Here is a 25,014-nt window from a genome sequence, read left to right on the forward strand (position 1 = left end):
AACGGCCTCTGATTTCTCTCGGCCGATATTGCTTCACACCAGTTGACTCGAGCAACCCTCAACCGCCGGTTGATCCCCCTATTTGCTCGAGCTTTGGTTGAGGTTGAGGGGCTTACAGCAGCCGCGAGGCGATACTCTTGGTTCCATAGTAGGAATTTTGAATTAGCCAGTTAGAAGGTCATCTGGCACAAAAGGCGTAGCCTTGGAGCTACCCAGGTTTATTCCCCCACCCTCAGGTTCGAAAAAATCGTCTGTGCCGCTCAACCGCCTGACGTAATAGGGGCACACGGCACCCGATTTCGCTGGGGCCTTTCCCGCTAACCATTCACGTAGGATCACGAAGCTTCGCCTGAGGCAATTTCCCTCAAGACCATCGATAAAAAACTCTCGGCCAACGACAAAAACTGAGTACCCATACCTATATTCCCGCCTTTCTCCCCAGCCACGGCAGTACCATCGCGCGCGCCAATAAACCGGCATTGCATCACCGTCTAAAATCCGACTATGAACGGACCGACCAAACAAAGGTGGCTCACAGCCCACAGCGGATATTTCCCCCGAGCGTTGATTAACTCGCAAAAATGCACCGTGCCGGTTACGTAATTCGTATCCCGTCGAGGACATGTGACTTCTAATCGTTCTCGAGTAGACCCGCTTCGTTAGGTATGGAATAGCGATCGTCGTCAGTAAACAAACTAACTGCCCCGAAAAGACCTTGTTATCAATGCTGCTAGGTCGAATATCTGCCCACTCCAACTCGTTCGGCTCCGCCGAGCCTATAACTGGGTATGGCCCTAACATCCGCTGCTGCTCCAACCTCTCGACCATTGCTGAAACCCAGTTCTGATACTCCGCCGTCGCGAGTGCACTGTTCCACAGGAAAAGAACGAAGCCTACAAAAAAGATCATCAGTGGGTACAACAGCTCCCCCCAGTTGGCCGAAAGTACAGACGCCTCTTTACGCCAATCTCCAAGACGTCTAGACCATAGATGCAGCAGCCAACCGACACCCAACAGGTAAAAACAAAGGAAAAGGATAGGGTTCTGCAGAGAACCAAGCAACGTAAAAGCGTTGAGGATGAACGCAGCAAGGACTGTAAAGACAAAATCTGCTCTATCTCGGGCTTTAGACTCAGCTTCGAGCCCAGAGTAACTGGATTGCCAAACCATGGCTTCATCGAGTAATTGCAGTTTGCGACGAGTCGTCCGCTTCAACTCCAACGAGTAGGGATGGTAATCCTCCATGAACTGAAGTTGCCAGACAAATGAGCACAACAAACAAAGACCAACGACTATCCCTATTATCATATTCCCAGTCGCCGCCGCAGGATCAGTCCATTTCCCCCGGTGTTCAATTGGTAGAGAACATATAAAGGCCAACAGTATGGCTATTGGCGAAAGTCGCGCAAGGTTTCCTTTCCAACCAAACGTTTGAAAACGCTCCGGTATTGCCCTCAAACTCCAAATAAAGGCACAAATTAAGGTCAAAGTCGCTACAGTAGTAAAACCTACGGTGAGATAACCATTGCCCCAGAAACGGGTTGCCAGGACAATAGCTGGTAGCGTCATCGCAATCGACCAGAGAAACTGAGGCACACGAAATTCCGCTACGGAAGCTTTTGCCCCATTTGCCGCAACGCTCAAGCCTAAATTTCGGTCTACAAATCGATAGACCCGCTCGATACGTTCGCGCGTCCATCGAAATTCTTTCTCTACCTCCCGGACGACTGACAAATGTTCTAATTCGGGCATTTTCAACTCAGTTCTTTCAAATCGATGTATGCGGCGTAGGTTAGTCCGGTTACCATCAAACTTCGTCGCCACCTCTGCCTACAGCAACCGCACCGCCAGCACGCCGAGGAAGATCACCACCAGGCCGGCCAGGCGCGTCGCCGTCAGCGGGTTCTTCCGCGCGCCGAACGCCCCGCGCGCCTCCAGCGCCTGGCCTGCCGTGATTGTGCCGGCGTTAAACGCGATCACGGTGGTGGCGGTACCGAGCAGCGGTGCCAGGGTCGCGCCCGAGATCACGAACGTCGCGCCGACCAGGCCGCCGAGCCACATCCACCACGGCCCCGGCTCGGGACGCCGCGCGAGCTGGCGAGGGCTGGTCACCAGCGCCGCCACCAGCAGCAACACCGCCCCGACGGCGAGGTTGATCTCGCCGGCGTGCATGGAAGAGCCCGCGATGCCGCCCATGTAGCCGTTCACGGAGGTTTGGATGGCGGTACACACGCCAACGAGCACGCCGAGCACGCGGAAGATTGCCAGCTCGAGCCCCTCCGCGTCGCCTTCCAGCACCGGCCGCCTCCCCGAGCGCAGCACCACCACAATGCCGGCGAAGACCACCGCCGCGCCCAAAACGCGCATCCACGACACCGGCATCGCCGGCGCGCCCAGCAGCCCGAACCGGTCCACGAGCAGCCCCATCACCACCTGCCCCAGAATCGGCAGGACCACGGTCTCCAGCGCACCCAGGCGGGGAAACAGCAGGATGTTGCCGAGCACGAAGCACACGCCCATGACCCCGCCAAGCCAGCCCCACCAGGGCACGTCGGCAGAAAACTGCGGCACCGGGTTGCCCCGCAGCACCGTCGTCGCCACTACCGCGAAAAACAGCGCCGAGCTAAACGAGATCAGCGCCGGCATCACCGGCTTATTCCCCACGCTCGCGCGCAGGCGGGAGTTCGCCGCGGTCTGGATCGGGATCAGCCCGCCTACCGCGAGCGCCACAAGCAACAGCATGCGCCGATCTTCTCACGCCCAGCGCGTCACCGTCTGCCTAGCCCGCAACGGTAGCTACTTCAGCCCGTAGGCGCGGTACAGCGCGGCGATGAACTCCTCGTGGGTGATGTCGCCGTCGATGGCGGCGAACTCGTCGCGCACGTCCTTGCGCGTCGGGGCGGAAATCAGGGTGGGGTTGGCGGTGCGCTGCCGGTACGACACGGGCGGAAGCTTGTCGCCGACCCGGTCCTTCACCCGGGTGAAATAGCTGTCCACGGGCGCGAGCGCCTCCACGCCCGGCACCGACCAATCCAGCCAGTACGCGGCCACGCCCAGCGCAATACCGGGTAGCGCGGAAACGGCCAGGCCCACCGATTGCCAGCCGAGGTCGTAGAAGAGCTGCACGCTTATCGACGCCACTATCGCCGGGACCACGTACAACTGGCGGTCAACGAGAATGTTGGGAATCTGCCCGATCATCATCTCGCGGATGACCATCCCGCCGGTGGCGGTGAGCACCCCCATGAGGATGCAGCCGAACCACGTCACGTCCGCACGCAGCGCCGTAACCGTGCCGGTGACCGCCCACACGCCAACAATGACCATATCGCCGTGGAAGCGGAACAACTCCCAAGCCTCGCCCCCAATGGGCAGGACAAACGCGACCAGCGAGCCCACCAACGCGGTGCCGATGTACCACGGGTTCTGCAGCGCGCCCGCCGGGGTGGAGCCGATCAGGGCGTCGCGGATCATGCCGCCGGCCATGCCGGAGATGATGGAGATGACCATGAACCCGACGGCGTCGAAACGCATCCGCCTGGCCACAAGCCCGCCCATCAAAGCGTTGAGGAACACGCCGATCAGATCCATCACGGCAAACGAGAAACCCACAGGGGTGAGCACGTTGTCGAAGTACATGCGCGCCATCGTAAAGGGGTTGGCGCCGGGGTGGGGCCGGTTTAGCTTTTCGCCTCTGTGCTCTCCCGCACCTCGTTGTGCAGCATCACCCGCAGCGCCTGGACCAGCTGTTCGTCCGAGGCGCCCTCCAGCGCGTCGCGCACCTCCTTGCCGGACTCGGCCGGGCGTCGCGAGTCGGTGTCCACGCCCAACGCCTCACCGATCTTCTCCTCGAGCGGGCGCTCGATGCGCTTGGTCTGGAGCCCCAAGAGCTTGTCGCCGCCGAAGTACACCGCCAACGCAAACAGCGGCGCGGCAATCGCGGCGGCCAGCATGCCCTCCCACACCAGGTCGAAGCGGTTGAGCACCAACATGATCACCGACGCGATGATCGCCGGGAACACCGTCATCTTCTCGCTGGTAAACAGCGCCGGGATCTGCCGCAGCACAACGTCTCGGGCGAGCGTGCCGCCGGTTGCGGTGATCACGGCCAGCAGCACGCACGGCACCCAGCTCAGTTCCGCGTTGAGCCCCTTGATCGTGCCGCCGACCGCCCACACGCCGATGGTGACCACGTCCGCGTAGAACCGGAAGTTCTCCCAGAGTTTGCCGCGCAGGGGCGCAAAGTACGCGATCAGCCCGCCGATCGTGGAGGTGATCAGGTAGCCGGGGTTGGTCATGGCGGCGGCGGGGCCGTCGTTAAGTATGGCGTCGCGCATGAGGCCGCCGCTTAACGACGAAATCAACGCCACGAACGCGAACCCCACAATGTCGAAGTTCATCCGCTTGGCCACAGTCCCGCCGATGGTGGCCGCCAACAACACGCCGGTGTATTCGAGGACAAAGTAGAGAGTGCCCACGTCATCAGAGAAGTCCATGGGCGCCAAGGCTAGCTTTCCGGTGGGGGCGGCGTCTGGACGGGCGTTGGGGTTCGCTCGCCGTCACGTGGGTTTCGTTCAGATGGTGAATGGTCGATGGTGAATTTCCGCTTTCAGGGCAGAAATTCACCATCGACCATTCACCATCTGGCACCGCGGACGGAGCGGTCGGAGCCGCCGCGCCTCAGCCCAGGCGCGTCACGGCGTCGACGACCAGGTCCCAGAACCGGTCCACGTCGAGTCGGGTGGCCACGGAGGTGGTGCAGGCGGCATCCGCGGCCGAGGCCGCCGGCGCAGCGCCCGAGGCCAGCGCCGCGCCGAACGCGCGCAGGTCCGCCACGGTCCGCCCGCGCGTCAAAGTGCCCGCGAGCTCCACCGACACCGGCACGGAAACGGTCTCGACCACGGTCGGGTCGATGACGTACGCCACCGCGCACGGGTCGTGGACCGGCGGGTTGTCAAAACCCTGGGCGTTTTTGTAGTTGGAACGGAACGCGTCCACAAGCGCGGCCAGGAAGTCGCCGCTCGGCGTGCCCAACTCCCGAAAACGTTCCTGCACTGCGGGCGTCGCCAAGGCTTGGTGCGTCAGGTCCAGCCCGACCATGACCACGGGCCAGTCCTCGCCGAACACGATCGCGGCGGCCTCCGGGTCGACGGCGATGTTGAACTCCGCCGACGGCGAGAAGTTGCCGGCCCCGTACGCGCCGCCCATCAGCACAACCTCGCGCACCCGCGAGACAATACGCGGCTCCAGGCGCGCGGCCAGCGCGATGTTGGTCAGCGGCCCGGTAGGCACCAGGGTCACGGTGCCTGGCTCTTCGCGCATCAGCGTATCGACGATCCACTGCACCGCCCCGATCTCCTCCACCCGAACTGCAGGTTCCGGCAGGTCGAAGCCGTGGATTTCCATGCCGGTGTTGCCGTGGATGTCTTCGGCCGTGACGACGTCGTTAAGCAAAGGCCGCGTCACCCCGCGGTAGACGGGAACATCGCGCAGACCGGCGACCGTAAGCACCTGCTGCGCGTTGCGCGTGACGTGGTCGATGGTGTGGTTGCCGCCGACGGTGGTCAGGCCAAGCAGCTCGATGTCCGTGTTGCCGGCGGCGAGCAGGATGGCGACGGCGTCGTCGTGGCCGGGGTCGCAGTCCAGGATGATCTTACGCACGGGCAGCCAGGTCCTCCGCGGCGATGGTGTCCGGAACAGTCTCCGGCTTCGGGATGAGGAAGGACGCCGCGAACGCGCAGCCCAGCAGGATCGCGCCGGCGATCATGCCCGCGCGGTAGCTGCCGCCGGTGGCGGTGAACACGGCGAAGATGATGGTGAACGACAGGCCGGCGCCCAGGTTGAACGCGCCGCCGTTGAGCCCCGGTAGGTAGCCCTGGTTGTGCTTCGGCGCCAGCACAACGCCGAGGGAGCCGAGCATGATGTTGGCCATGCCGGCGTACGTGATGCCGGCGAGCAGCGACATCGCCAGCAGCATGCCGTGGGTGGCGCTGCCTACGACAACCAGGCCAAACACCACGGACAGCGCAGCACCCGCGATGCCGATCTGCAGGATGATCTTGTAGCCCACACGGCCCGCGAGCCAGCCGGAGATCGGGCCCATGGCCAGGCCGGCCAGGGCGTACGGGGTCAGCGTCCACCAGGACACGACGCCGGCGGACATGCCCAGGCCGGCCGCCGGGTCTTGCGCGAGGTTGGGCACCAGGCCGTTCATCACGGCGAACACGCCGGTCATGGTCAGGGTGGTGGTGAGCAGCAGCGCCCACGTGCGGCGCTGGGACAGCAGGTCGGTGGACATCAGCGGGTGCGGGCTGGCCTTCTCTGTGCGCCAGAACCACACCAGCGACGCAATGCCAATGACCAGCAGGAGGATCACCATGAACCAGTTCGCCGCGGCCAGCTCGCCGGCCATATTCAGGGCGGTCAGTACCAGGCCAACGCCGACGACCAGGCCGACAACACCCTTCCAATCCATCGGCTGGAGCTCCTCGGACTTGGTCTCGGCAACGCCGTACTGCACGGCGAACACCGCGATCAGCGCGGAGGCGCCGATGACCCAGAAGAGGGAGCGGAAACCGAAGGCGTCGGTAAGCCAGCCGCCCAAAATCGCGTCGATGCCGGCGATGCCGCCGTTGACCGAGGTGAGGATGCCCACCAGGAACGCGAACTGCTTTTCCTCGCGCACCGCCTGACGCAGCATCACCGACGTCAGCGCCACGGTCGGGCCGGACACACCCTGGATCACGCGGCCGATGAACAGCATGGTCACGTTGGTGGCCAGCGCCGCGACGATGGAGCCGATGACGGTGACGATCATCATCCACACCAGCACCTTGCGGCGCCCAATCAGGTCACCCCAGCGCGGCATGAACAGCGCAAACACGGCCGCCGCGGTGAAAAACGCCGTCTGCGTCATGCCGATCTGCGCGGTGGTGGCGTTAAGCTCGAGCTCCATCGTGTGCAGCGCCGGCGCGAGCATGGAGGCGTTGAGCTGGAACGCGAAGACGGCGACCAGCAGCGCCGTCATCAAAGGCACGACCTGGCTGGTCGGCAGCTTCCGCCCCGCTGCTGGTGGCGGGGTGTTCGTCGTAGTCATGCGTGCAGTCTAAAACACTGCGCGCCGCGCGCCTACACGAAAAAGTCGGCGGCTACACCCGAAATGCGGGGCATTTTGCCTATCGACGCCCACCTCACCGGCCCCCTACTCCCCCCGCCGAAGATTGCCGTCTACCCCAGCGCCTCCCACAGCGCCGTGTTGGTCTCCTGCCACAGCGGCTTTGCCCAGTCGCCGAATTCGCGGTCCGTGAGCACCACGCACGCCTGCCCGCCCGCGACCCACAGGTAGGTCCCCGCCATGCCGAAGTGGCCGACGGTGTCTTCGGGCATGCCGTCGCCGGTCCAGTGCGGGGATTTCTCGCCCTTGATCTCAAAGCCGAGGCCCCACTGGCAGGGTTTTTGCATGCCGTAGCCGGGCACCACGCCACGCACGTCGCCGAACTGGTTGGAAAAGGCCTCGCCAAGCGTCGACTGGTCCAGAAGACGCGGCGAGAGGAGCTCGGCGGCGAACGCAGCGAGGTCGCCGACGGTGGAGCGCCCGCCGTGGCCGGCCGAGCCGTAGATCTCGGTGGAATCCATGCCGAGGGGCTCGAACACCCCCTCGCGTGCGTAGTCCGCAAACGCGATGCCGGTGGTTTCTTCGACTTGGTCGGCGAGGATCTCGTAGCCGGCCGAGGAGTAGATGCGCCGCTCCCCCGGCGCCTTTTGCGGCTCGCGGGAATCGAAGCCGACGCCGGAGGCGTGCGCGAGGAGGTGGCGGACGGTTGCGCCGTGGGGCCCGGCGACGTCGTCAAGTTCGAAGGCCCCCTCCTCCACCGCGAGGAGCACCGCGTACGCCGAGAGCAGCTTGGTCACGCTGGCGAGCTCGAAGACCTTGTCCTGGTCGCCGAAGGCCGCCTCGGTGTCACCGACGAGGGCCGCCGCGACGTTGTCCACCGGCCAGTTGCTGAAAAACTTCTCGAGCTCCATGCCGTCCACCCTACGTGCGCCGCTGCCTCACCCACCCGCACGCACAGCCCCTGAGGAACAAACCCAGAGCACGGACCATTTTCGGCCATGCTCTGGGGTAGTTCCTCAGGGTCTGGACGGTCTAGCAGCGCGGAGCAACAATCAGGCGCTTTAGAAAGGCAGCGCCACGCCCGGGATCATGCCCGCGAACGCCGCGCCAACCCCGAGCACTGCCAACACCGCGGCGACAATGCCCGCGATTGCGCCCGGCGCGAGCTTCGAGCCCAAGCTCGACGGCGCGGCGGGCTTGGTGCGGTTGATGTCCTTGCCGCAGTCCTGGAAGCGCTGCGCGGTGTAGGAGGCGGCCGACTTGAAGTAGGCGACCTCGCCGGCGCTGAACAGGGTGTCAAAGGTGGACGGCGCGCTAGTCTTGGAACTGCCCAGGTCGTCGGCGATCACTGAGCTGGTGGTGTGCTCCTCGACGGGCCACAGCTGCAGGTCATCGGTTTGCTTCACCGAGCCCCAGCCATTTTCGCCGAGCCCGGCGCGCAGCTCGTCCTGCTCCTTCGCCCACAGCGCGAGCGCGTCGGCGCGGGATCCGGAGTGGTAGAGGATGTCGTCGGCGTTGAGGCCGGCGGCCAGGGCGGGCACCTGGTCGGCGTTGTACTCGACGACGCAGACGCGGGAGAATCCCGGGTCGACGGGCGTGTCGGGTGAATCGGGCGCGTCGGCAGCTTCGGCGACAGGCAGAACTACGGCAGCAGCGGCGGCGCAGGCGACAACGCCGGCAGTGAGGGTTTTACGCATGCAAAAAGACTACCGCGCGCTGCGCTATCGCACCTGAATTCGCCGGTTCGGGCACAGACCCCTAGTAAGCGAGCCCTATTAAGCCCCATTTTCGGCCATACTCGGGAGGGCTTACTAGGGGTTTGCGGGATCTGGCGAGCGGAGGGCAAAAGAAGCGCGCCCGAAAAGCGCACCCCCCTACCGCGTCTGCGAAACGCGCACCTCGTAGTCCTCCATGTCCGTCCCGACCACCAGTGCCGTCACGTGTGCTCGCGCGAGCTCCTCGGCGTGCTGCCCGGCGCGGTCGAGAAGCCCGGACGCGATAGCCTTCTCCCGCGCGTCGGCCTCCCGGTCGGCGATGAAGCCGGTGACGTCTTCCACGCGCAGTTGGTTGATGGGGTTCATGGTTTGGTCGTACACCTTGACGCTGTCGGCGTCGATGTGGGATTCGAGCACCTCCACGTTCGGCAGTGAGATTTCGATGGCATCGTCGGCTAGGTGGACGTCGCTAAGCGAGGCGTCTTTGATGCCGGCGGTGACGCGCCCGTCGTAGGTAACCAGGAAGTTGCGCCCGGTAAACGGCACGCGCACGCCGAGTACCTCGAGGCCTTCCTGGTCGAATTTGCCTACGTCGGAGAAGACGTATTCCTCGGTGGCAAGTTGGGCAATATCGCCTAACGACGCACCAATGGTCGTCGACGCCACCTCCCCCTCCGACCGACTGAGCAGCGCCGGGCGGGTCAGCGCCAAGACGAGCGCCACGATGGCGACCACGGCTATGACGGAGGCCAGCGCGCCGAAGCAGCCGGTTGGGCGGGTGTCGCGCGGGGAAATCTGCAATTTCGTGCTCACTTCGTTTACCTTACTTCGCCGAGAAAATGTAAGGTGGCTCTCACCTTTTCACGACGAATTTTCGCCGACCAGGAAGACCCACCATGACTGGATCAACCAAAGTAAAAAGCGGCCCGCAAGATCGCTCAGACCAGGAGCGCCACGCGGACCGTAAGGACAACAACCAGCACCAGGAGGGCATGAGCGGCTTCCTGGGCTGGATTGAAAGAATCGGCAACAAACTACCGGACCCATTCTGGCTGTTCGTGATCCTCGCCGGCGTAGTGGCGGTGTCGTCCTGGCTGGCCAGCAAGGCGGGCCTGTCCGCCACCGACCCGGCCTCCGGCGAGGAAATCCACGTCGAATCCCTGCTCACCGGCGAGAACATCTCGCGGATGGTCACCGACGCGGTGGAGAACTTCATCGCCTTCCCGCCGCTGGGCGTGATCCTGGCGGTGATGCTGGGCGTGGCCGTGGCGGAGCAAACGGGTCTGCTCGCGGCGATGGTGCGCGCGATGGTGGACAAGGTCAGCCCGAAGATGCTCACGTTCATGGTCGCGCTGGCTGGCGTGACCGGTTCCGTGGCCTCGGACGCCATCTACGTGATCATCATCCCGCTGGGTGCCATGGCCTTCCACGCGGTGGGCCGCTCGCCGGTGGTGGGTGCGATGGTGGCGTTCGCGGCGTCGTCGGCAGGCTTTAACTCCTCGCTCATCCTCAACATCACGGACCTGCTGCTCGCCGGCATCTCCACCTCCGCCGCGCAGCTGGTGGACCAAGCCTACGAAGTCTCCCCGCTCGCCAACATCTTCTTTGTCATCCCGTCCGCGGTGGTGCTGTCGCTGATCATCACGGCGGTAACCGAGCTGTTCGTGGACAAGAAGGCCGAGAACCTTGTCGACCACGACCACATCGACGAGGACGAACTGCAACTCGACGAGTCCAACGAACCCGACGATGCCCACCTCACCGACGATGACGACCTGTCGCTGACCCCACTCGAGCGCAAGGGCCTGGCCTGGGCCGGCATCACCCTCGTCATCGCACTGGCCGCCTACTTCGCCCTGCTGTTCATCCCGGGCTCGCCGTTCGCGCGGCCCGAGGAGGGCTTCATGGAGTCGCCGCTGATCCGCGCCATCGCCGTGCCGATCGCCCTGATCTTCTTCGCCACCGGCCTGGTCTACGGCCTGATCGTGGGCACCATCAACGACGCCGCAGACATCCCGAAATTCATGGCCAAAGGCATGGAGTCCCTCCTGCCGATCCTGGTGTTGTTCTTCGCCGTCTCCCAGTTCCTGGCGTGGTTCCAGTGGTCCAACCTCGGCCCCTGGACCGCCATCAAGGGCGCGGAGCTGCTGCAGTCCTGGGACCTGCCGAACGTGATCCTCTTCGCCGCATTCGCACTCATGGTCACGCTGATCAACCTGTTCATCACCTCCGGCTCCGCGCAGTGGGCACTGATGGCGCCGGTGGTGGTGCCGATGATGATGTACGTCGACGTCTCCCCCGAAGTCACCCAGATGCTCTACCGCATCGGCGACTCGCCGTCGAACATCATCACCCCGATGTCGCCCTACTTCGCCCTCGCGCTGACCTTCCTGCAGAAGTACTACAAGAAGGCCGGCGTGGGCACCCTGATGTCGCTGGCGCTGCCGTACGCGGTGTCCATGCTGGTGGGCTGGTTCATCTTCTTCATGATCTGGTACGCCCTGGGCATCCCCCTCGGCCCCGGCTCGCCGATGGGGTACCAGGTGTAGCTCGTTGTGGGCCGGTGTCCCGGGATTTCCCGGGCGCTGTCGGCCGGTCAACCGCAGATTTCGAAGTCTTCCGTTCGAATTCTTTGCCGAGGGGCACTCTTGCGTATCGACGGCTCTTCGGCCAGAACGTCTGTTCTAATCTCTGATGGGAATGTCGGCACCGTGCGCTACTTTCAGCTTCACACCCGACGAGGCCGGAAGGAGCCACCATGACAACGCCATCACCCACCGAGAACACAACGATCATCCCGTCCCGTGAAGCTAGGGAGTACCTCGCAAAACGCGATATCGATGCAGACTGCCTTGCCGTTGCTCTCACCGAGGGCCTCGCGCAGCGACAGAACTGCGAGGTGTACCACCCCGTGACTGCCCCTGGTTACTATCAGTGATCCGAGACTAACTACTCCATCCGAAAGTTCCATTGCGAAAGCAACAACTGGAAAATGGCGAACCCGGACAACCGCCCGCTCCTTGTCCACGTTGATAACCAAATGAAGTTCGTCGCAGCCGCTGGCAACTCAGCTACCGGCCTCCGAAATGCAGCACCGGGTTTGGCGCGGAGAAAAGGGGTTTCCACCATTCAATCCGTCAACGCCTCAAACCAGCTACAGATAGGGCTGGGCCCTTTTACACCCGCGTCACGTACACCTGACGCTCGCCACACTCCCCCGCCAGGTGAATGGCTGCTTCTGTACTTTTATGATGAGGAGCATGAGGAGCTCCGTAGCGAGTTCTCGCGCCCAGCCTCCATCTCCGAAGACGGAGAGGTCGAGGCGTGGGACGTTAGAGTTCTGCTCAAACCGATTCATCCGGAATTCGCTATGGCCCAGCCAGATCTTTTCGGGACCGAGGACGATGACATTGATTTCACAATCTCGCGAGCGAGCGGAAACTAACTCCGCCCGCATCTCGCCGTCCCGGATTACGGTCGCGCGACTGCGCCGAGGCCTCACTAAAGCGGAGCTGGCGGCGAATCTCGACATCGCTCCAGCAACGCTTGCCCGCTGGGAGAACGACGGCCCACCGCCTTCCCGCACAGAGTCCATCCTCGAGCGCCTCGAATCTGCGCTCGGGTTCACCGCCGGCTACTTCGTCTCCGAAGAGCTTGAAATCCCCGCGACGGATTCCACCCTCTTTCGGGCTGGCAGCCGCGCGACTCTACGGCAGAAGAGCGTCGCAGTCGCATCCGGGGCAAACGCCAGCACACTTTTGGCCTGGCTGCGACGCAACTTCGACTTCCCAGAGCCTGACCTCCCTGATTTTTCTGGGTTTACGCCTTCGGAGGCAGCCCGCCATGCGCGCACGATCTGGCAGCTCGGCGACAGGCCAGTCCCAAACTCGGTCCAGCTCGCCGAATCCCTCGGCATCGCCGTCATGGGCCTGCCGCCCGCAGCCTCTGCGGTGGACGCGTTTTCTATGTGGGACGGCGAGCAGCCGCTTATTTTCCTGGCCCGTCGTCGCACCCCCGAGGGCACTCGTTTCGACCTCGCGCACGAGTTGGGGCACCTGCTGCTTCACAGTTCCGACGATCCACGCAACGGAGCACGCGAGGAGGACGAGGCCAACCAGTTCGCCGCCGACTTCCTCATCCCGCCCGGCATAGTTCACGCACACCTTCGCCTGCATGCGAGCCTCGACGACATCCTCCGGCTCAAGACCGCATTGAAGGTGTCAGCCATGGCCATGCTTCGCGCCGCTTACCACCACGGGAAACTCAGCGAGCGAGAATACCACTCCCACCTGACCGCCCTCTCCGCGCGCGGTTTCCAGACGGACGAGCCCGGCAGCACACTGCAATACGATCGCTCGCGCATCTTCGATTACGTGCTTTCTCCCAATGGTGGCGCCAGCATCTCGAACATCGCCGATGAAACAAAGCTCCCGCCACGAGACCTGCACGCGCTCATGCTCAGCGCCCAACCCCACACGGTCTCGAGCGCTACCCGGACAACAAGCACCCCAGCCCGCCCTGCGCTCCGCGTGGTGCGCTGAAATCCTGGCTCGTTTCTGACTTCTGCCAGGGGTGAGACCAGCGAGTTCAGGGAGCGATCACTGCCTCCCCCGTCGGCGAATTCAGGTTTTCGCCTATACGCCAAAATCGAACAACACTGATCCGCCCTGGACACAAGAAAAGCCGGCAGCGCCACAGCGCGCTCCCGGCTCAACTCCCCCCCTCAGCGCTCCGGCCCCCAGCGCCCCAAAGCGCCCCAAGCGCCCCCGAAGAACTACTTCCCAATCTCCGCCGGCGTACAAATCGGCGCCTGGCGAATGAACTCCTCCGGCGCGCCCTGCTCGCGCAGAGTCAGACCGTTGTAGCATCCGCGCGACATTCCGGTCTGCTTCGTGCCGGCGGTCGGGATCACGGCCCACTTGCCGTTGGAATTCTTGAAGTACAGGATCCAGTCCGTCTGGTTCGCACCCGCGATGGCCCATTTGCCGTCGCAGAAAATCACGGACGTGCCGGTGAAGTGCGGCCACTCCGGCACCACCGCGTCAAACGCCTGCGGCGCGCAAGAGCCACCAGCAGCCGCGCCATTGTCCTTCTTGGTCAGCCCTGGGATCGCGAGCGCCGGCACGAGCGAGGACAGCCCCGCGGCCGCCGCCGGGTCCAGCCCCTCGGGCAGCTCCAGTAAGCCCTGCTGCACCGCGAAGTACCCGCCGGCGCCCACAGCGGCCAGCACGCCGAGGGCAATGCCGATAATTGCGCCCGTGCTTAACGACGAACCTTCGGCCTCCCCCGAATCCGCAGAGGAACCCGTGTCGGTAGTGTTCGCGCCCTCTTCAGCGAAGGTGGCTGGCGCAATGACGGCGGAGGTGGTGACGGCGGCGGCGACGCCGAGGGCAAGCATTGGTTTCTTCATGCCCGCCACTTTATCGCGTTATGCCCGTCACTTCGAGGGGAACAACGCAATTCCCCACACCCCCAGTGCGACGGCAGCGGCAACCAAAACCCACCACAGCACCCCACGCGGCCGCGAGAACCACTTGTCTGCAGCCAGCCAAACGACGCTCGGAACGACCAGCGCCAGACCCAGAAACGTCAGCGCCCGCCAATCCGCCAGCCGGTTCGCCGACAACAGGCACACCACGCCAAAGCCCGCGAGCCCCCACGCGACGGCGTTTACTCGGAATCCACCTACCGGAATCAACATGCCCGAAACCCTACCCCAAAACTCGGCCACATAACCACGGCCGAAAACACCACTCAACCTGCCGATTTGGGCAACACAACCAACCCGCGCTATTGTTACATCTCGTTGCACAGCGAGAGCAACGGCAACATATTCCTCCATAGCTCAGTTGGCAGAGCATTCGACTGTTAATCGAAGGGTCACTGGTTCGAGCCCAGTTGGAGGAGCAAGTTCTTTCACCCCGCAATCAGCACCAGCTGGTCGCGGGGTATTTTTCATTTCGCAGTGAGTCAACAGGAATAGCAACAGGGTTAAGGGTCAAAAAGTGTGTCTGGCCCGGCGTGTCGTGGGGGTTAGATTTGGCCTTTTTGGATGCCGATTGAGTGGGTGTAGTCGGTGTCGATAGCGTTGTCGTAGAGGGCTGGTCGTCCGGTTTCTTGGTCGGCTTGGTTCTCGTTTCGGGTCAGGGTGGATACTTTGGCGAGTTGGCCCTGGCCCCAGTCGGACTGCCTGGCGATTCGTACTGGATCGTCAGGCAGCTCCGTTTTTAAATAGAGCCACCAATCCAGCATGCGGCGTTGTCGTTCACCGGACCTGCCGCGGTGGGTTCTGGCGAGCAGTTTGATCTGGGCGTTGATCCCGCCCTCCAGGCTGTTGGTGGTGGATTTGATCCGCTCGGGCGCAAGGACTGCTGCTGGTGGGGTGAGATAGACAAACAGCAGCTCAGACCGGAATAGGTGGTTGAGGCTGTTGTAGGCCTTGCGCACGTTGTGATGCGTCCACACCCGTGTCCATGCACCGGTTTTGGGGTCTTTGACCAGGGTTTTCTCGTCCATCCATGACCGGTAGATCGTGGAGAACTCGTGCAGTTGCGCACCCCATGCGGCGGCTTCATCCAGCGTGGTGATCCGGGTCAGCTTCAGCGCAAGTCGGTAGATGGTGCGCCCGGCATCGGTGCGTGGGTTGCTGGTGGTGTAGCGGCGTACCACGCGTTGGGCGTGGACGAGGCAGCGTTGGATTTTCGTGGTCGGCCAGCACTTCTTTGATCGCGCTGTATGTGCCTTGGCCGCCGTCGATGACGGCGATGAGTGGGGCTTCGATGCGTTCAAGCAGCAGTTGGTAGTCGCGGGTGGTTTCGTGTTTGCACCAGTGCCAGGCAATCACGTGGTCGATGGTCGCCGCGACGATCAAGCAGCCGCCAGCGGTGTAGGTGCCGTCAAGGAAGATCTGGTCGTAGACCCGCTTGTCGTGGCCGGCGGTGGGGTCAGGCACATCAACGAACCAGCACCACTTGAAGCGCCGCTTCATGGTGGCGCGGCTAACACCGTTTCGTTTGGCTAGGTCGTCGAGTGATGTCGCGGTGGTGCAATGCTCGATGAACTGGGTGAACACTGCCACGTTGGTGATGTCGCCGCGGTGTTTCACGCTGGAGGCGCCGCATTGTTTGCAGCGCCATCTGGTGGTGCCTTTGCTGGTAGTGCCGTTGCGTTTCATTTCACCGCCGCAGTAGCAGCGAGGTTGGTTCTTTGACATTGCGACACCACACCACGCCGCACATAGCACACCACCGCTGCCACACCGAGGATTTCCCGTCGGGGGCTAGATATATGCTTCCGGAGCATATACTTTCCGGAAACCTACAGGTCAATCCGTGAAAATCCGCGATTCCGGACACACATTTTGACCCTTAACCCTAGCAACAGCCCTCTCGACGTTCCACCCGATGTTCCGGCAAAGACCGAACATTCAGAGAACAACGACTAAGGAGCACAGCGTGACTGCAGCGAAGCAATGGGTCCTTGCCTCCCGTCCGGAAGGCGCACCGACAAACGAAAACTTCCGGCTCGAAGATGTGGAGCTGCCGGGGCTCTCCGACGGCCAGATCCTCGTCGAGAACACGTTTTCCAGCGTCGACCCCTACATGCGCGGGCGGATGAACGACGTGAAGTCCTACATCGAGCCGTTCCAGATCGATGAGCCACTCAACGGCACCGCGATCGGCACAGTCACTGAGTCCCGCTCCAGCAGGTTCAAAGCGGGCGACACGGTCCGGCACTTCGCCGGGTGGCGCACTCACGCCGTCCTGAATGAGGACCAGGCGGAGCAGATCGACACCATCATCGCGCCTGCCGAGGCATACCTGGGCATTCTCGGCCTGACGGGTCTGACCGCCTACGTCGGGCTGACCGCCGTCGGCGAGATGAAGGAAGGCGACGTCGTGTTCATCTCGGGCGCGGCAGGCGCTGTGGGCTCCGCGGCGGGACAGATCGCGAAGCACCTCGGAGCTGCGAAGGTGATCGGGTCCGCGGGTTCCGCGGAGAAAATCGAATACCTCAAAAGCATCGGCTTCGACGAAGCCTTTAACTACAAGGACGGCGACGTCAACGGCCAGCTGGCCAAGGCGGCGCCGGAAGGCATCGACGTCTACTTCGACAACGTCGGCGGGAACCACCTCGAGGCTGCGATCCAGAACGCGAACACGTTCGGCCGCATCGCCATGTGCGGAGCCATTGCGCAGTACAACGACACGGAACCGGCGCCGGGGCCGCGAAATCTGGGCTTGTCCATCGGCAAGTGCCTCACGCTGCGCGGGTTCGTGGTGGGCCAGTACTCCCACCTTGCCAAGGAGTTCCAGGAGAAGATCGCCCCGCTCGTCGTCGATGGCTCCATCACGTTCGAGACCACGGTGCGCGAAGGCATCGACAACATGCCGACCGCATTCCTCGAGCTGTTCGAGGGCGGCAACACCGGCAAGATGATCGTCAAGGTTTAGGAGGACACCATGACCAAGGTTCTTATGATCGTTACGGCAGCAGACCACTGGACGCTTAACGACGGCACACCCCACCCCACCGGCTTTTGGGCCGAAGAACTGGTCACGCCCTAGAGCGCGCCGGCGGTCTCGCTGACAAGGCGCCGTGGCTGCTCGTGGACCGGCTCGTCACCCTCGGAACCGAGTATCAGAAGGCCGATGAGCCGTGGGCGTCTTACGTCACTGTCGACGGCAACCTTTACACCGGGCAGAACCCGTCCTCGTCCAAGGAGCTCGCGGAGCGCCTGGTAAAGGACCTCGCCTAAGCGTCACCTAGGCCCAGTTTGGACCTGGCGGGCGACAGCCCTCGCCACCGCCAGGTCCTCCCACGGCATCCCGACAGTCTTAAACACCACCCGCCGCGCCGGATCCAGCGCCACCTCCCCGCACACAACCTCAGCCATCGTCGCCACGTCGTCCCACGCAAGCGCCCCCTTCTCCACCGCGATCGCCACATCACCGGCCTCCCGCTGCGCAGCCCCCACATCCTCCACGATCACCTGCGCGCCCCGCAGCACATCCTCATGCAACTCCCGCGTGTCCACCGTGTGCGCCCCCACGGCAAGCACGGTCGTATCAGGGCGCAATTGCCTATCGACGACCACAGGTTCCCCCGCACTCGTCGCCACCACAACCAACCCGGCACGCCCCAAAACCTCATCAGCCGCAGCACTCCCCGACTGAACCCACGGGTACGGCAGATCCGCCGGCTCGCTCCGCGAGGTAAACGTCACCGACACCTCCCGCACCCCCTCAAGCACGTCCACAACCGTGCGCGCATGCGCCCGCCCCTGCACACCCGCGCCGACGATCACGCACTCCAAGGGTTCGCTCGACGCCCGCAACCGGTCCACCACCCCTGCCACAGCTACCGCCGACGTCCGTACCTCCGTCAGCGCCGCGGCATCCATCACGACCTCCGGTGTGAGCGTCTCCCCACCCATGAGCAAATACGACCCCTGCACCAGCGGCACATCGACAGTCAATCCCGCCGGCTGAATCCCCAGCACCTTCACCCCGACCGCATCATCAAGCGCCGACGGCAGCAGGTGCATCTCCCCATGCGGCAGGGCCACCTTCTGCCGGTGCGGATCGGAGGCTGGGTCGAACCCGCCCTTCAGTACCTCCCGTAACGCATCGACGGCATCACGTGGCGTGACCGTGGACAGAACCTCGTCATAACCCAGATTGCGCATGCGGCCGAGCATATAAAAAGTGGACGCGGCGCAACGCAGCCGCATCCACTCGCCTGGGAGCCTGGTTTACGGGAGCATGTCGAGGAACTGCTCGTAGTACTCCTGCAGGTTAATGCCCATGTAATCGAGCAACACGGCAATCAGGCCGACCGCACCCAGCGCACCGAGCAGGGATAGCAGGATGCCCAGCGGGGTGATAGTGACGCTCGAGCCAACGGTCACGGAGCTGCTCTCGTCTGGGAACTGCTCTTCACCACCGCTGGTCTCGGTAACGGTCTCGGTGACACGGTCGCCTTGCTTCTCGACGGTCGTGGGCACCGTCGTCGGCACCTCCACCGTCGTCGGTGCGGTGACGGTCGTCGGTGTGACCACGGTGGTGGGCACGGAATTGGTCACCGTCGTGTTCGGCGCGGTGGAGACCTCCTTTGCGGTGGAGATCACCGTGGTCGGGGTAACCACGGTCGTCGAGGTCGTCACCGTTTCGCGGTGTGTGACCGCCGGCTCGGTGTCGGTGACCTTCTCGGTCTCCGTGGCGGTCTCCTTGACGGTCTCCGTAGCGGTTTCCGTGTGGGTCACCGGGTCTGCGGACACAGACGTCGTGGTGGTCGCGGTGACGGTTGCGGTGGGCTGCTCGGCCGGGGTCTCGGGCGCCGAGGTTTCAGGCGCAGACGTCTCCGGGGACTCCTCTGCCTCCGCGGGCGCGGTGAACACGCGGAAGTCGGAGTAGCGCGGGTCGGGGCCGCCGGTGGCGGAGGCGTCGCGTTGCGCGCGTGCGTACCAGAGGTACTCCGCGCCCGGTTCCAGGTCGTCCCAGGCGAACTCGGCGGCGGTGCCGTCGGCAAGCTGAGCGGATCCTAGCTCCACCGGTGCGCCAAAGGCGGCGATGCCGGAAGTGGTCACCTGCTTGTCGTACTGCAGGTCGGCGTCGTAGACAAACTCGTCGGATTCCGGGGTGTAGCCCAGATCGCGCGGGTCGTTCTTCCACGGTTCGAAAGACTGCAGGCGCGGTGAATATGCGTTGGCCGCGACCTTCCCGGAATCCAGGTCGAACTGGTAAAGGCGCGTGTACAGGGCGTCGCGGGCGCCGTCTTCCTCGTACGACTGGTAGTCCGCAACGGTCTCGATGACGCGGGTGCCGTCCTCACGTTCGGTGATGCGCTGGCGCACACCGTGCAGGTGGCCGGAGAAGACCAGGACGACGTTGGAGTGGGGTTCGACCAGGCGGTCGAACAGCAGGTCGCCCTGGGCGGTCCAGCGTCCGTTGTCCGGGTTGGAGCGGGCGTCCTCCTCGGGACGCAGATACTCGTGGGTGGAGAAGATCACGTTGTGGTCCGGGTGGTCCGTGATGACTTTGTCTGCCCAGTCGATCTCCTCCTCGGAGGAGTCGAAGCCCATTTGCAGGAAGAGGAACTTCGCGCCGTCGCGCTCCATGGTGAAGAAGTTCGACGCGTTGCCGTCCGGCCCGTGGCCGCCCCACCAGGAGTTGGACTCGTAGCGCGAAGCCGGGAAGTACTCGTTGAACATCTCGTTGGATGCGCCCCACACGTTGTCGTGGTTGCCCGGCAGGATGCCGTAGGGCATCCCGGCATCCTCGAAAATCTTCATGATCTCGGAGGCGCGCTCAAACTCCAGCACCGCACGATCCGGCTCCTGATTGCCACGCAGCCAGTTCTGGATCACGTCGCCGGTGTGCACGGATGCGATGATGTCGCGCGCATCCTTGTTCGCGGCCAACCACGCGATCATCTGGGTATACGACGCAGGGTTCTGCTCGGTGAGGTACTGCGAATCCGTCACGTGCGCGACGGCGAGGTCGTACTCGCCCGGGGTCTTGAACATCTGGTTCGTCTCGCCGTTGGAGTCGCTGAACGGATCCGCCACGCGCTTGCCGTCCTGCACCAGCACGTCCACGGTGCCGTCGCGGTAGAAATCGGCAACAGCACCAGTGCCTACAAGAGTGACGTCGGCGCCCTCTTCACCTGCCGCCGTATCCACACGCTGCCACTGGCCAACAGTGTGGTTGAAGAAGTACATCTGCAGCTCGTGGCGGTCGCGAGAATGCCCGCGCCACGCGATCGACACCACGTTGTCCTCGGGGCGTTCCACCGCCAGCTCGAAGCGCTGGTACGGGAACGCGCGGCCGGTGTCTTGCGCCTGGTCCATCTTGCGGACGTCCGCGGCGCGGGTCTCGCCCTCGCCTACTCGCTGCTCCAGCGCCGCCCTTGGGGACGCGCCGATGAAGCCGGCTGACTTCTCCCAATCGATTGCTGCCGTCTTCGCGCCGAAGGCGGTCACGTCGGCGTCGGCGGTGCCGGTGGCGGTGAGCGAGGTGCCGACGGAAAGCGAAGGCACCCCGGTGCGAGCAGCGCGCTCGACCTCGACCGGATCGAGTGAGCCCTCTACGGGTTCGGTCACGTCGCGGTATTCCGGGCCGTCCGCCGAGCCCGGAGTGGCCGGCGCGGTGACAAAATCTGCCCAGTTGTCGCCGGTGGACTGCACTCGGTGCCAGGCGTAGTCGTGCTTCTGCGCCTCCTCGATGGAGGTATACCGCATGCGGCGATCCAGCGGCACGCCGGCGGAGGAGCACGGGCCCTCCGGCGCGTTTGTCACTTTGCCCACGTCGTCGTAGTAGACACCGACGGCGTCGAGAAGCGTGCCTGCGGCATCCGTGATCGTGGCACCGTAGCCCTCCTGCTGGAAGGTGGCGTCGGTGGTAAGCGCATCCTTCACGCCCGCCTCCGGACGCGCGACGGTGAGCACGCCGCCCGGAGTCAGCGAGAGCCCGTCCGGCACCACCGCTGCCGGCTCCAGCATGCGGCGCCCGTCGGCGGCACAGTAGTCCACACGCAGCCCGGACAAATCCGCGGGCGTGGAGCCGTTGTTAATGATCTCGATGTACTGCGCCTTCTGCCCGCCCTTGTCATCCGGGCGGCCGGCGGCGATCTCGTTGATCACCACATCGCCCATCTTGGGCTTTCGCACCTCAATGGCCTCAACGTCCGGGTCGTACTCGCCCGGGGTGCGGATCGCGCGCACGTAGTCCTTGGCGTTGTCGCCGGTAAACGCGACACGCTGGTAGGACTCGCCGGAGGCGAAATCGAGCGTGTCGCTCAAAGGCTCACCCGCCGTGCACGGGGAATCGACGCGGTCGAAAACGCCAACGGAGTCCACGACGTTGCGGTCCTTGTCCACCACCATCAAACCGAAGCCTTTGACGGCGTTGAAGGATGTGCCGTAAGTCGCGTCCGGGCGCTCCACCGTGGAGTCCACTCCGGTGCGCGCGGCGGTGAACACCTCGCCGGGTGCCATCTCGCCGTCGGGCAGATTGAGCTGCAGCATGCCGTCGTACACCCGCCCGGTGCCGGTGCAGCGGTACACCTGCCACCCGGTGACGTCCACAGGCGCATCGCCCGTATTGGTCAGCTCGAAGAAGTTGTCGCCGGCGCCGCCCGGGCCGCCGTTGGTGACCTCGGTGATCTTCACCGGCGAATCCACGCGCTGGTGCTGCGGGGCCTCTGCGTTGCGGCGCCCAGGGGTCCTCTCCGCCACCACAAAATCCTTGCGGTCATCGCCCGTGATATCCACGCGCTGCCAGGATTCCCCATGCAGTCCGTTGAGCACGCCGGGAAGTGGCTGGCCCATGGCGCAGAAACTCTCCACGTCTGCGCGTGCGGACCCGACGCGGTCCACGATCTTGCCGTCCTGGTCGAAAACGAGCAGGCCGTACTGGGTGGCAAAGGAGATACCGAACGTGGTGTCCTGCGCTGCGCGGATATCCGCGCCCGCCTGCCCGGAGCGGCCCGCTGTGAAACGCTGGCCGGGCTCCAACACCACGCCGTCCAGCTGCTCGGCGGAAACCTGCGGCACAGACGCGCGCACGCCGGTGCCGATGCAGCGGTACACGCTCCAGCCGGTCATGTCTTGCGGCGCATCACCGTAGTTCTGCAGCTCGAGGAAGATGTCGCCGTTGCCGTCTGGGCCGGTATTAGTCATTTCCGAGACCAGCACGTTCGCCCCACCGGTGGTGTGTGGCTCCTCTTGGGTGTACTCGGGTGTCTTCTCCTCGGCGGCTTCGCCCACCTCGATCGCACCCGCGGTGCGCTTCGCAGCGACGAAGTCCGCGGCGTTGTCGCCGGTATTCGAGACGCGTTGGTAGGAGATGCCGTCTGCGGCGTCCAGGCTGGCGTACGGCAGCGGCGTGCCGTCGGCTGCGGCGGAATCCTGGTTGTCCGCCCAGGCGACTCGGTCCCAGATGTCACCGGAGGCGTGGTAGAGCACCACGCCCGCGGCCCCCTCCCTGAAGTCGCGGCCGCTTTCATCGCGCGGCACCACAACCGCTTCACCGGGCTGAAGCTTCTCGACGGGCATCCGCTCCGCCCACGCATACCCCGCAAAACGGCGTCCGAACTGGTTGACCACGTCCACGCGCAGATCCGTGACGTCGACCTCTTGATCGCCGAAGTTGGCGATCTCAATCAGCCCCTCCCCATCCGCGCCCGTGTGCGCGACCTCGGAGATGAGCACGTCGCCGCGCTTCGGCGCCGCCGACGGCTCCGTGGCATTCTCCGCACCCGGGGTGCGCGGCGCGCGGATGAAATCCGCGGCGTTGTCGTCGGTGTCCTGGGTGCGCTGGAAGCTCTCGCCGGCGGCGGAGTCCGTGGTGTTGGCCAGCACAGTGCCCTCGCCGCACGCCTGGTTGGCGGTGCCCGGGAATTGGACCGCTACAGCGTCGACGTCCTCGCCCGAGCTATCGCGCAGCAGCGCGCCGTAGGACTCGTTGGCCAGCGACGTGGAGTACCGCTGCTTCACGTCCGCATCCGCGATTGTGGACTGATCGCTCTCCCGCGCGAAAAGCCAACGCTCCCCCGCACCGATCGTGCCCTGCAGCGTGTTCTGCGGCGCCGATGCCACCGAGCCCGTGCCAGTGCAGCGGAATAGCTCCCAGCCGCTGACGTCTACAGCCTCGTTGCCCCAGTTAGCAACTTCGATGAAGTTGTCGTGGTAGCCGCCAGGGCCGCCGTTTGCGACCTCACTGATGACCACCTGGCCACCCTGCTGCGCGGACACGTCCGCCGCTTTCGCCGGTGCTACCGCTGCGACGACCGGCAGCGCGATGACGACACTGGACACAAGGGCGGTGCAACCACGCACCGCCCGTTTCCGAATACCCATTTTCCGTTCCTTAGCAATACGTTGCGCCCCTTTCTGGGGCGCATGCAACGGAACCTATAGGTGAAATGGGAACTTGCGATTATCTTAAGGTGAAATGTGAATTAACTTAACTTTCTCCGGCAAACCACGCTCAAGACATCCAGTTCATTCCAGTTACAGCTGAGCCCTTTTAACCACGACAACTTAGAAACATCAAGCCGATGAAATCATTACCTGGCGACCCCTTCCACGCACCGGGAACGGAATTCATGCTTAGCATTCGCCTACGGCATGCCTGTCAAGGCCCCTTTTTAAAATTCCGGTTTTACGCCCACCCTTTAGCACGATTGATCCCCACCCGTAGGATAAAAGGTGAAATCCCCCCCTGACCCTTGGATCAGCTGATCGAAGTAAATCTACGCTAGCTGCGCCAATTCCCTGTTAACTAGTTGAATCGTCGCGTTTCTCCCTAAGGGATTATGCGCCTGCCTCCGATTCCAGTACGCATCGATACTAACCTTATTCCCGCTGTCATTCACTCTTCCAAGCCCCTCTACGAAAGGAAGCAGATGCCCCCGAAAATCCTTCTCGGAGGCTATATTTGACGCGATACGGAGATTTGGAATGTATCCTTCGCGCTCAAAGAAATCCAGACATCTAAACCTCCACGGATACAAAGCAAGGGATTCCGTACCAACTTCATCGTCTTCAAATACGTTGCGGAATAGTTTCGCTTGTGCATTCGGCCAAAATTGGGTTACGTCGGTTTGAGGATTATTCACCAAAGCCGTGCTACCGCGATCTAAACAAGCAGCCATCATCGCTTGAAATCCGCCAGCGGAACTACCGTAGTGCAACGTCTTACTTGCGCCGATCCCATTCAAGTCTTTCCTAATGAGATTCAGAATGGAAATGTAACCTGGAATTGCCCAAGCGTTTTTCGAGAGCTGACCCCATCCAATTGACATATCAGGAAAAGGTAAAATTGTTGGATCAGCGAAGTGAATCCGCGTAGCATTGAACTCGCCAACCCAGCTTGAGCGCTGAAACACAATTCCAGTGCTCGACCTCTTACGGTCCACAGCACCATTGTAGAGAACGAGAAGCCGTTCCGACTTCGGATGCCTGTTGATTAAAATCGGGAACTGGACCCCGTCAAGTTCCACCAAGAGCCTTAGATCGGCATTTGGACGCGCCTCAGACCTTACAAGCGAGGCCATCATTTCGAGCGACACCTTATGAACGCGATCTTCAACCATTTCAACTCCGCTCTGCCTTCATTTTTGATTTGGCCAGCCACATTATTTGCCCTATGGCCAGTCCCTTGTTATGTCGAATTCATTCGA

At 63.2% G+C, this 25,014-nt stretch carries 18 protein-coding genes, 1 tRNA gene and 2 pseudogenes; 6 read left to right on the forward strand and 15 right to left on the reverse strand.

All coding sequences use genetic code 11. From position 1 onward, the window contains the following. Positions 1-162: 162 nt before the first annotated feature. The 9 genes from CIHUM_RS07875 to CIHUM_RS07915 form a co-directional block, all read right to left on the reverse strand. Positions 163-1,752 (reverse strand): hypothetical protein, encoded by a 1,590-nt coding sequence (locus CIHUM_RS07875; RefSeq protein WP_148363839.1) that lies wholly within the window; start codon positions 1,750-1,752, stop codon positions 163-165. Between the two features lie 78 nt (positions 1,753-1,830). Then, the gene (locus CIHUM_RS07880; RefSeq protein WP_273680185.1) at positions 1,831-2,742 is read right to left on the reverse strand and encodes a DMT family transporter; all 912 of its coding nucleotides are present in this window, start codon (positions 2,740-2,742) and stop codon (positions 1,831-1,833) included. A gap of 54 nt (positions 2,743-2,796) precedes the next feature. After that, entirely contained in the window at positions 2,797-3,639 is an 843-nt protein-coding gene (locus CIHUM_RS07885; protein WP_074432019.1) for a trimeric intracellular cation channel family protein, read from the reverse strand. Between the two features lie 41 nt (positions 3,640-3,680). Beyond that, positions 3,681-4,496, reverse strand: coding sequence for a trimeric intracellular cation channel family protein (locus tag CIHUM_RS07890; protein WP_051106340.1), 816 nt, complete (start codon positions 4,494-4,496; stop codon positions 3,681-3,683). A 184-nt stretch (positions 4,497-4,680) separates the two neighbouring features. Beyond that, entirely contained in the window at positions 4,681-5,661 is a 981-nt protein-coding gene (uriH, locus tag CIHUM_RS07895; RefSeq protein WP_034998408.1) for a uridine-preferring nucleoside hydrolase UriH, read from the reverse strand. Then, a complete protein-coding gene (gene uriT / locus CIHUM_RS07900; RefSeq protein ID WP_034998405.1) occupies positions 5,654-7,096 on the reverse strand; it encodes a uridine transporter UriT in 1,443 nt (480 codons plus the stop codon). The genes uriH and uriT overlap by 8 nt, the downstream gene beginning before the upstream one ends. A 131-nt stretch (positions 7,097-7,227) precedes the next feature. Then, positions 7,228-8,025, reverse strand: a complete 798-nt coding sequence (locus CIHUM_RS07905; RefSeq protein ID WP_034998403.1) for a serine hydrolase domain-containing protein — start codon at positions 8,023-8,025, stop codon at positions 7,228-7,230. A 150-nt stretch (positions 8,026-8,175) separates the two neighbouring features. Continuing rightward, positions 8,176-8,811 (reverse strand): hypothetical protein, encoded by a 636-nt coding sequence (locus CIHUM_RS07910; RefSeq protein WP_051106339.1) that lies wholly within the window; start codon positions 8,809-8,811, stop codon positions 8,176-8,178. 177 nt (positions 8,812-8,988) lie between these two features. Further along, positions 8,989-9,642: a DUF4230 domain-containing protein gene (locus tag CIHUM_RS07915; RefSeq protein WP_051106338.1), complete on the reverse strand. Its 654-nt coding sequence runs from the start codon at positions 9,640-9,642 to the stop codon at positions 8,989-8,991. 179 nt (positions 9,643-9,821) lie between these two features. On the opposite strand from CIHUM_RS07915, the gene CIHUM_RS07920 reads away from it, so the two are divergent. Both CIHUM_RS07920 and CIHUM_RS07925 read left to right on the forward strand, forming a co-directional pair. Then, entirely contained in the window at positions 9,822-11,378 is a 1,557-nt protein-coding gene (locus tag CIHUM_RS07920; protein WP_034999175.1) for an AbgT family transporter, read from the forward strand. 861 nt (positions 11,379-12,239) lie between these two features. Further along, positions 12,240-13,370, forward strand: coding sequence for an XRE family transcriptional regulator (locus tag CIHUM_RS07925; protein ID WP_158293370.1), 1,131 nt, complete (start codon positions 12,240-12,242; stop codon positions 13,368-13,370). 233 nt (positions 13,371-13,603) lie between these two features. On the opposite strand, the gene CIHUM_RS07930 is transcribed toward CIHUM_RS07925, so the two are convergent. Together CIHUM_RS07930 and CIHUM_RS07935 are read right to left on the reverse strand one after the other, a co-directional pair. Then, entirely contained in the window at positions 13,604-14,239 is a 636-nt protein-coding gene (locus CIHUM_RS07930; RefSeq protein ID WP_148363838.1) for a hypothetical protein, read from the reverse strand. Positions 14,240-14,266: 27 nt separating this feature from the next. Next, complete coding sequence (locus CIHUM_RS07935) at positions 14,267-14,530, reverse strand: hypothetical protein (RefSeq protein WP_034998396.1); 264 nt, start codon at positions 14,528-14,530, stop codon at positions 14,267-14,269. Positions 14,531-14,663: 133 nt separating this feature from the next. Between CIHUM_RS07935 and CIHUM_RS07940 the strand changes: the two genes are divergently transcribed. Further along, positions 14,664-14,736 (forward strand) — tRNA-Asn (locus tag CIHUM_RS07940). A gap of 126 nt (positions 14,737-14,862) precedes the next feature. On the opposite strand, the pseudogene CIHUM_RS07945 reads toward CIHUM_RS07940, so the two are convergent. Beyond that, positions 14,863-16,042, reverse strand: a pseudogene (locus CIHUM_RS07945) (IS1249 family transposase). A 241-nt stretch (positions 16,043-16,283) separates the two neighbouring features. Here CIHUM_RS07945 and CIHUM_RS07950 point away from each other — a divergent pair. The 3 genes and pseudogenes from CIHUM_RS07950 to CIHUM_RS07955 all read left to right on the forward strand — a co-directional run bounded on the left by CIHUM_RS07950 (position 16,284) and on the right by CIHUM_RS07955 (position 17,587). Then, positions 16,284-17,282, forward strand: a complete 999-nt coding sequence (locus CIHUM_RS07950; RefSeq protein WP_034998392.1) for an NADP-dependent oxidoreductase — start codon at positions 16,284-16,286, stop codon at positions 17,280-17,282. Positions 17,283-17,291: 9 nt separating this feature from the next. Further along, positions 17,292-17,393, forward strand: a pseudogene (locus CIHUM_RS11060) (type 1 glutamine amidotransferase domain-containing protein); the annotation flags it as partial. Then, a complete protein-coding gene (locus tag CIHUM_RS07955; RefSeq protein ID WP_392389857.1) occupies positions 17,369-17,587 on the forward strand; it encodes a type 1 glutamine amidotransferase family protein in 219 nt (72 codons plus the stop codon). The pseudogene CIHUM_RS11060 and the gene CIHUM_RS07955, both read left to right, overlap by 25 nt. A 3-nt stretch (positions 17,588-17,590) precedes the next feature. Here CIHUM_RS07955 and CIHUM_RS07960 read toward each other — a convergent pair whose 3' ends face one another. The 3 genes from CIHUM_RS07960 to CIHUM_RS07970 all read right to left on the reverse strand — a co-directional run bounded on the left by CIHUM_RS07960 (position 17,591) and on the right by CIHUM_RS07970 (position 24,927). Continuing rightward, entirely contained in the window at positions 17,591-18,517 is a 927-nt protein-coding gene (locus tag CIHUM_RS07960; RefSeq protein ID WP_034999169.1) for an ornithine cyclodeaminase family protein, read from the reverse strand. A gap of 66 nt (positions 18,518-18,583) precedes the next feature. Then, entirely contained in the window at positions 18,584-23,689 is a 5,106-nt protein-coding gene (locus tag CIHUM_RS07965; protein ID WP_081634405.1) for a lamin tail domain-containing metallophosphoesterase family protein, read from the reverse strand. Positions 23,690-24,084: 395 nt separating this feature from the next. After that, positions 24,085-24,927 (reverse strand): hypothetical protein, encoded by an 843-nt coding sequence (locus tag CIHUM_RS07970; protein ID WP_148363837.1) that lies wholly within the window; start codon positions 24,925-24,927, stop codon positions 24,085-24,087. Positions 24,928-25,014: the final 87 nt, after the last annotated feature.

It is taken from the genome of Corynebacterium ihumii, from assembly GCF_028609825.1.
In the GTDB taxonomy this organism is placed as follows: Bacteria; Actinomycetota; Actinomycetes; order Mycobacteriales; family Mycobacteriaceae; genus Corynebacterium; species Corynebacterium afermentans.

Bases quoted from the DNA above. Each gene is read 5' to 3' on its own strand.
- CIHUM_RS07880 (WP_273680185.1), bottom strand. From the start codon at position 2,742: ATGCTGTTGCTTGTGGCGCTCGCGGTAGGCGGGCTGATCCCGATCCAG.
- CIHUM_RS07920 (WP_034999175.1), top strand. From the start codon at position 9,822: ATGAGCGGCTTCCTGGGCTGGATTGAAAGAATCGGCAACAAACTACCG.
- CIHUM_RS07875 (WP_148363839.1), bottom strand. From the start codon at position 1,752: ATGCCCGAATTAGAACATTTGTCAGTCGTCCGGGAGGTAGAGAAAGAA.
- CIHUM_RS07885 (WP_074432019.1), bottom strand. From the start codon at position 3,639: ATGTACTTCGACAACGTGCTCACCCCTGTGGGTTTCTCGTTTGCCGTG.
- uriT (WP_034998405.1), bottom strand. From the start codon at position 7,096: ATGACTACGACGAACACCCCGCCACCAGCAGCGGGGCGGAAGCTGCCG.
- CIHUM_RS07935 (WP_034998396.1), bottom strand. From the start codon at position 14,530: ATGTTGATTCCGGTAGGTGGATTCCGAGTAAACGCCGTCGCGTGGGGG.
- CIHUM_RS07970 (WP_148363837.1), bottom strand. From the start codon at position 24,927: ATGGTTGAAGATCGCGTTCATAAGGTGTCGCTCGAAATGATGGCCTCG.
- CIHUM_RS07930 (WP_148363838.1), bottom strand. From the start codon at position 14,239: ATGAAGAAACCAATGCTTGCCCTCGGCGTCGCCGCCGCCGTCACCACC.
- CIHUM_RS07905 (WP_034998403.1), bottom strand. From the start codon at position 8,025: ATGGAGCTCGAGAAGTTTTTCAGCAACTGGCCGGTGGACAACGTCGCG.
- CIHUM_RS07960 (WP_034999169.1), bottom strand. From the start codon at position 18,517: ATGCGCAATCTGGGTTATGACGAGGTTCTGTCCACGGTCACGCCACGT.
- CIHUM_RS07910 (WP_051106339.1), bottom strand. From the start codon at position 8,811: ATGCGTAAAACCCTCACTGCCGGCGTTGTCGCCTGCGCCGCCGCTGCT.
- CIHUM_RS07890 (WP_051106340.1), bottom strand. From the start codon at position 4,496: ATGGACTTCTCTGATGACGTGGGCACTCTCTACTTTGTCCTCGAATAC.
- CIHUM_RS07965 (WP_081634405.1), bottom strand. From the start codon at position 23,689: ATGGGTATTCGGAAACGGGCGGTGCGTGGTTGCACCGCCCTTGTGTCC.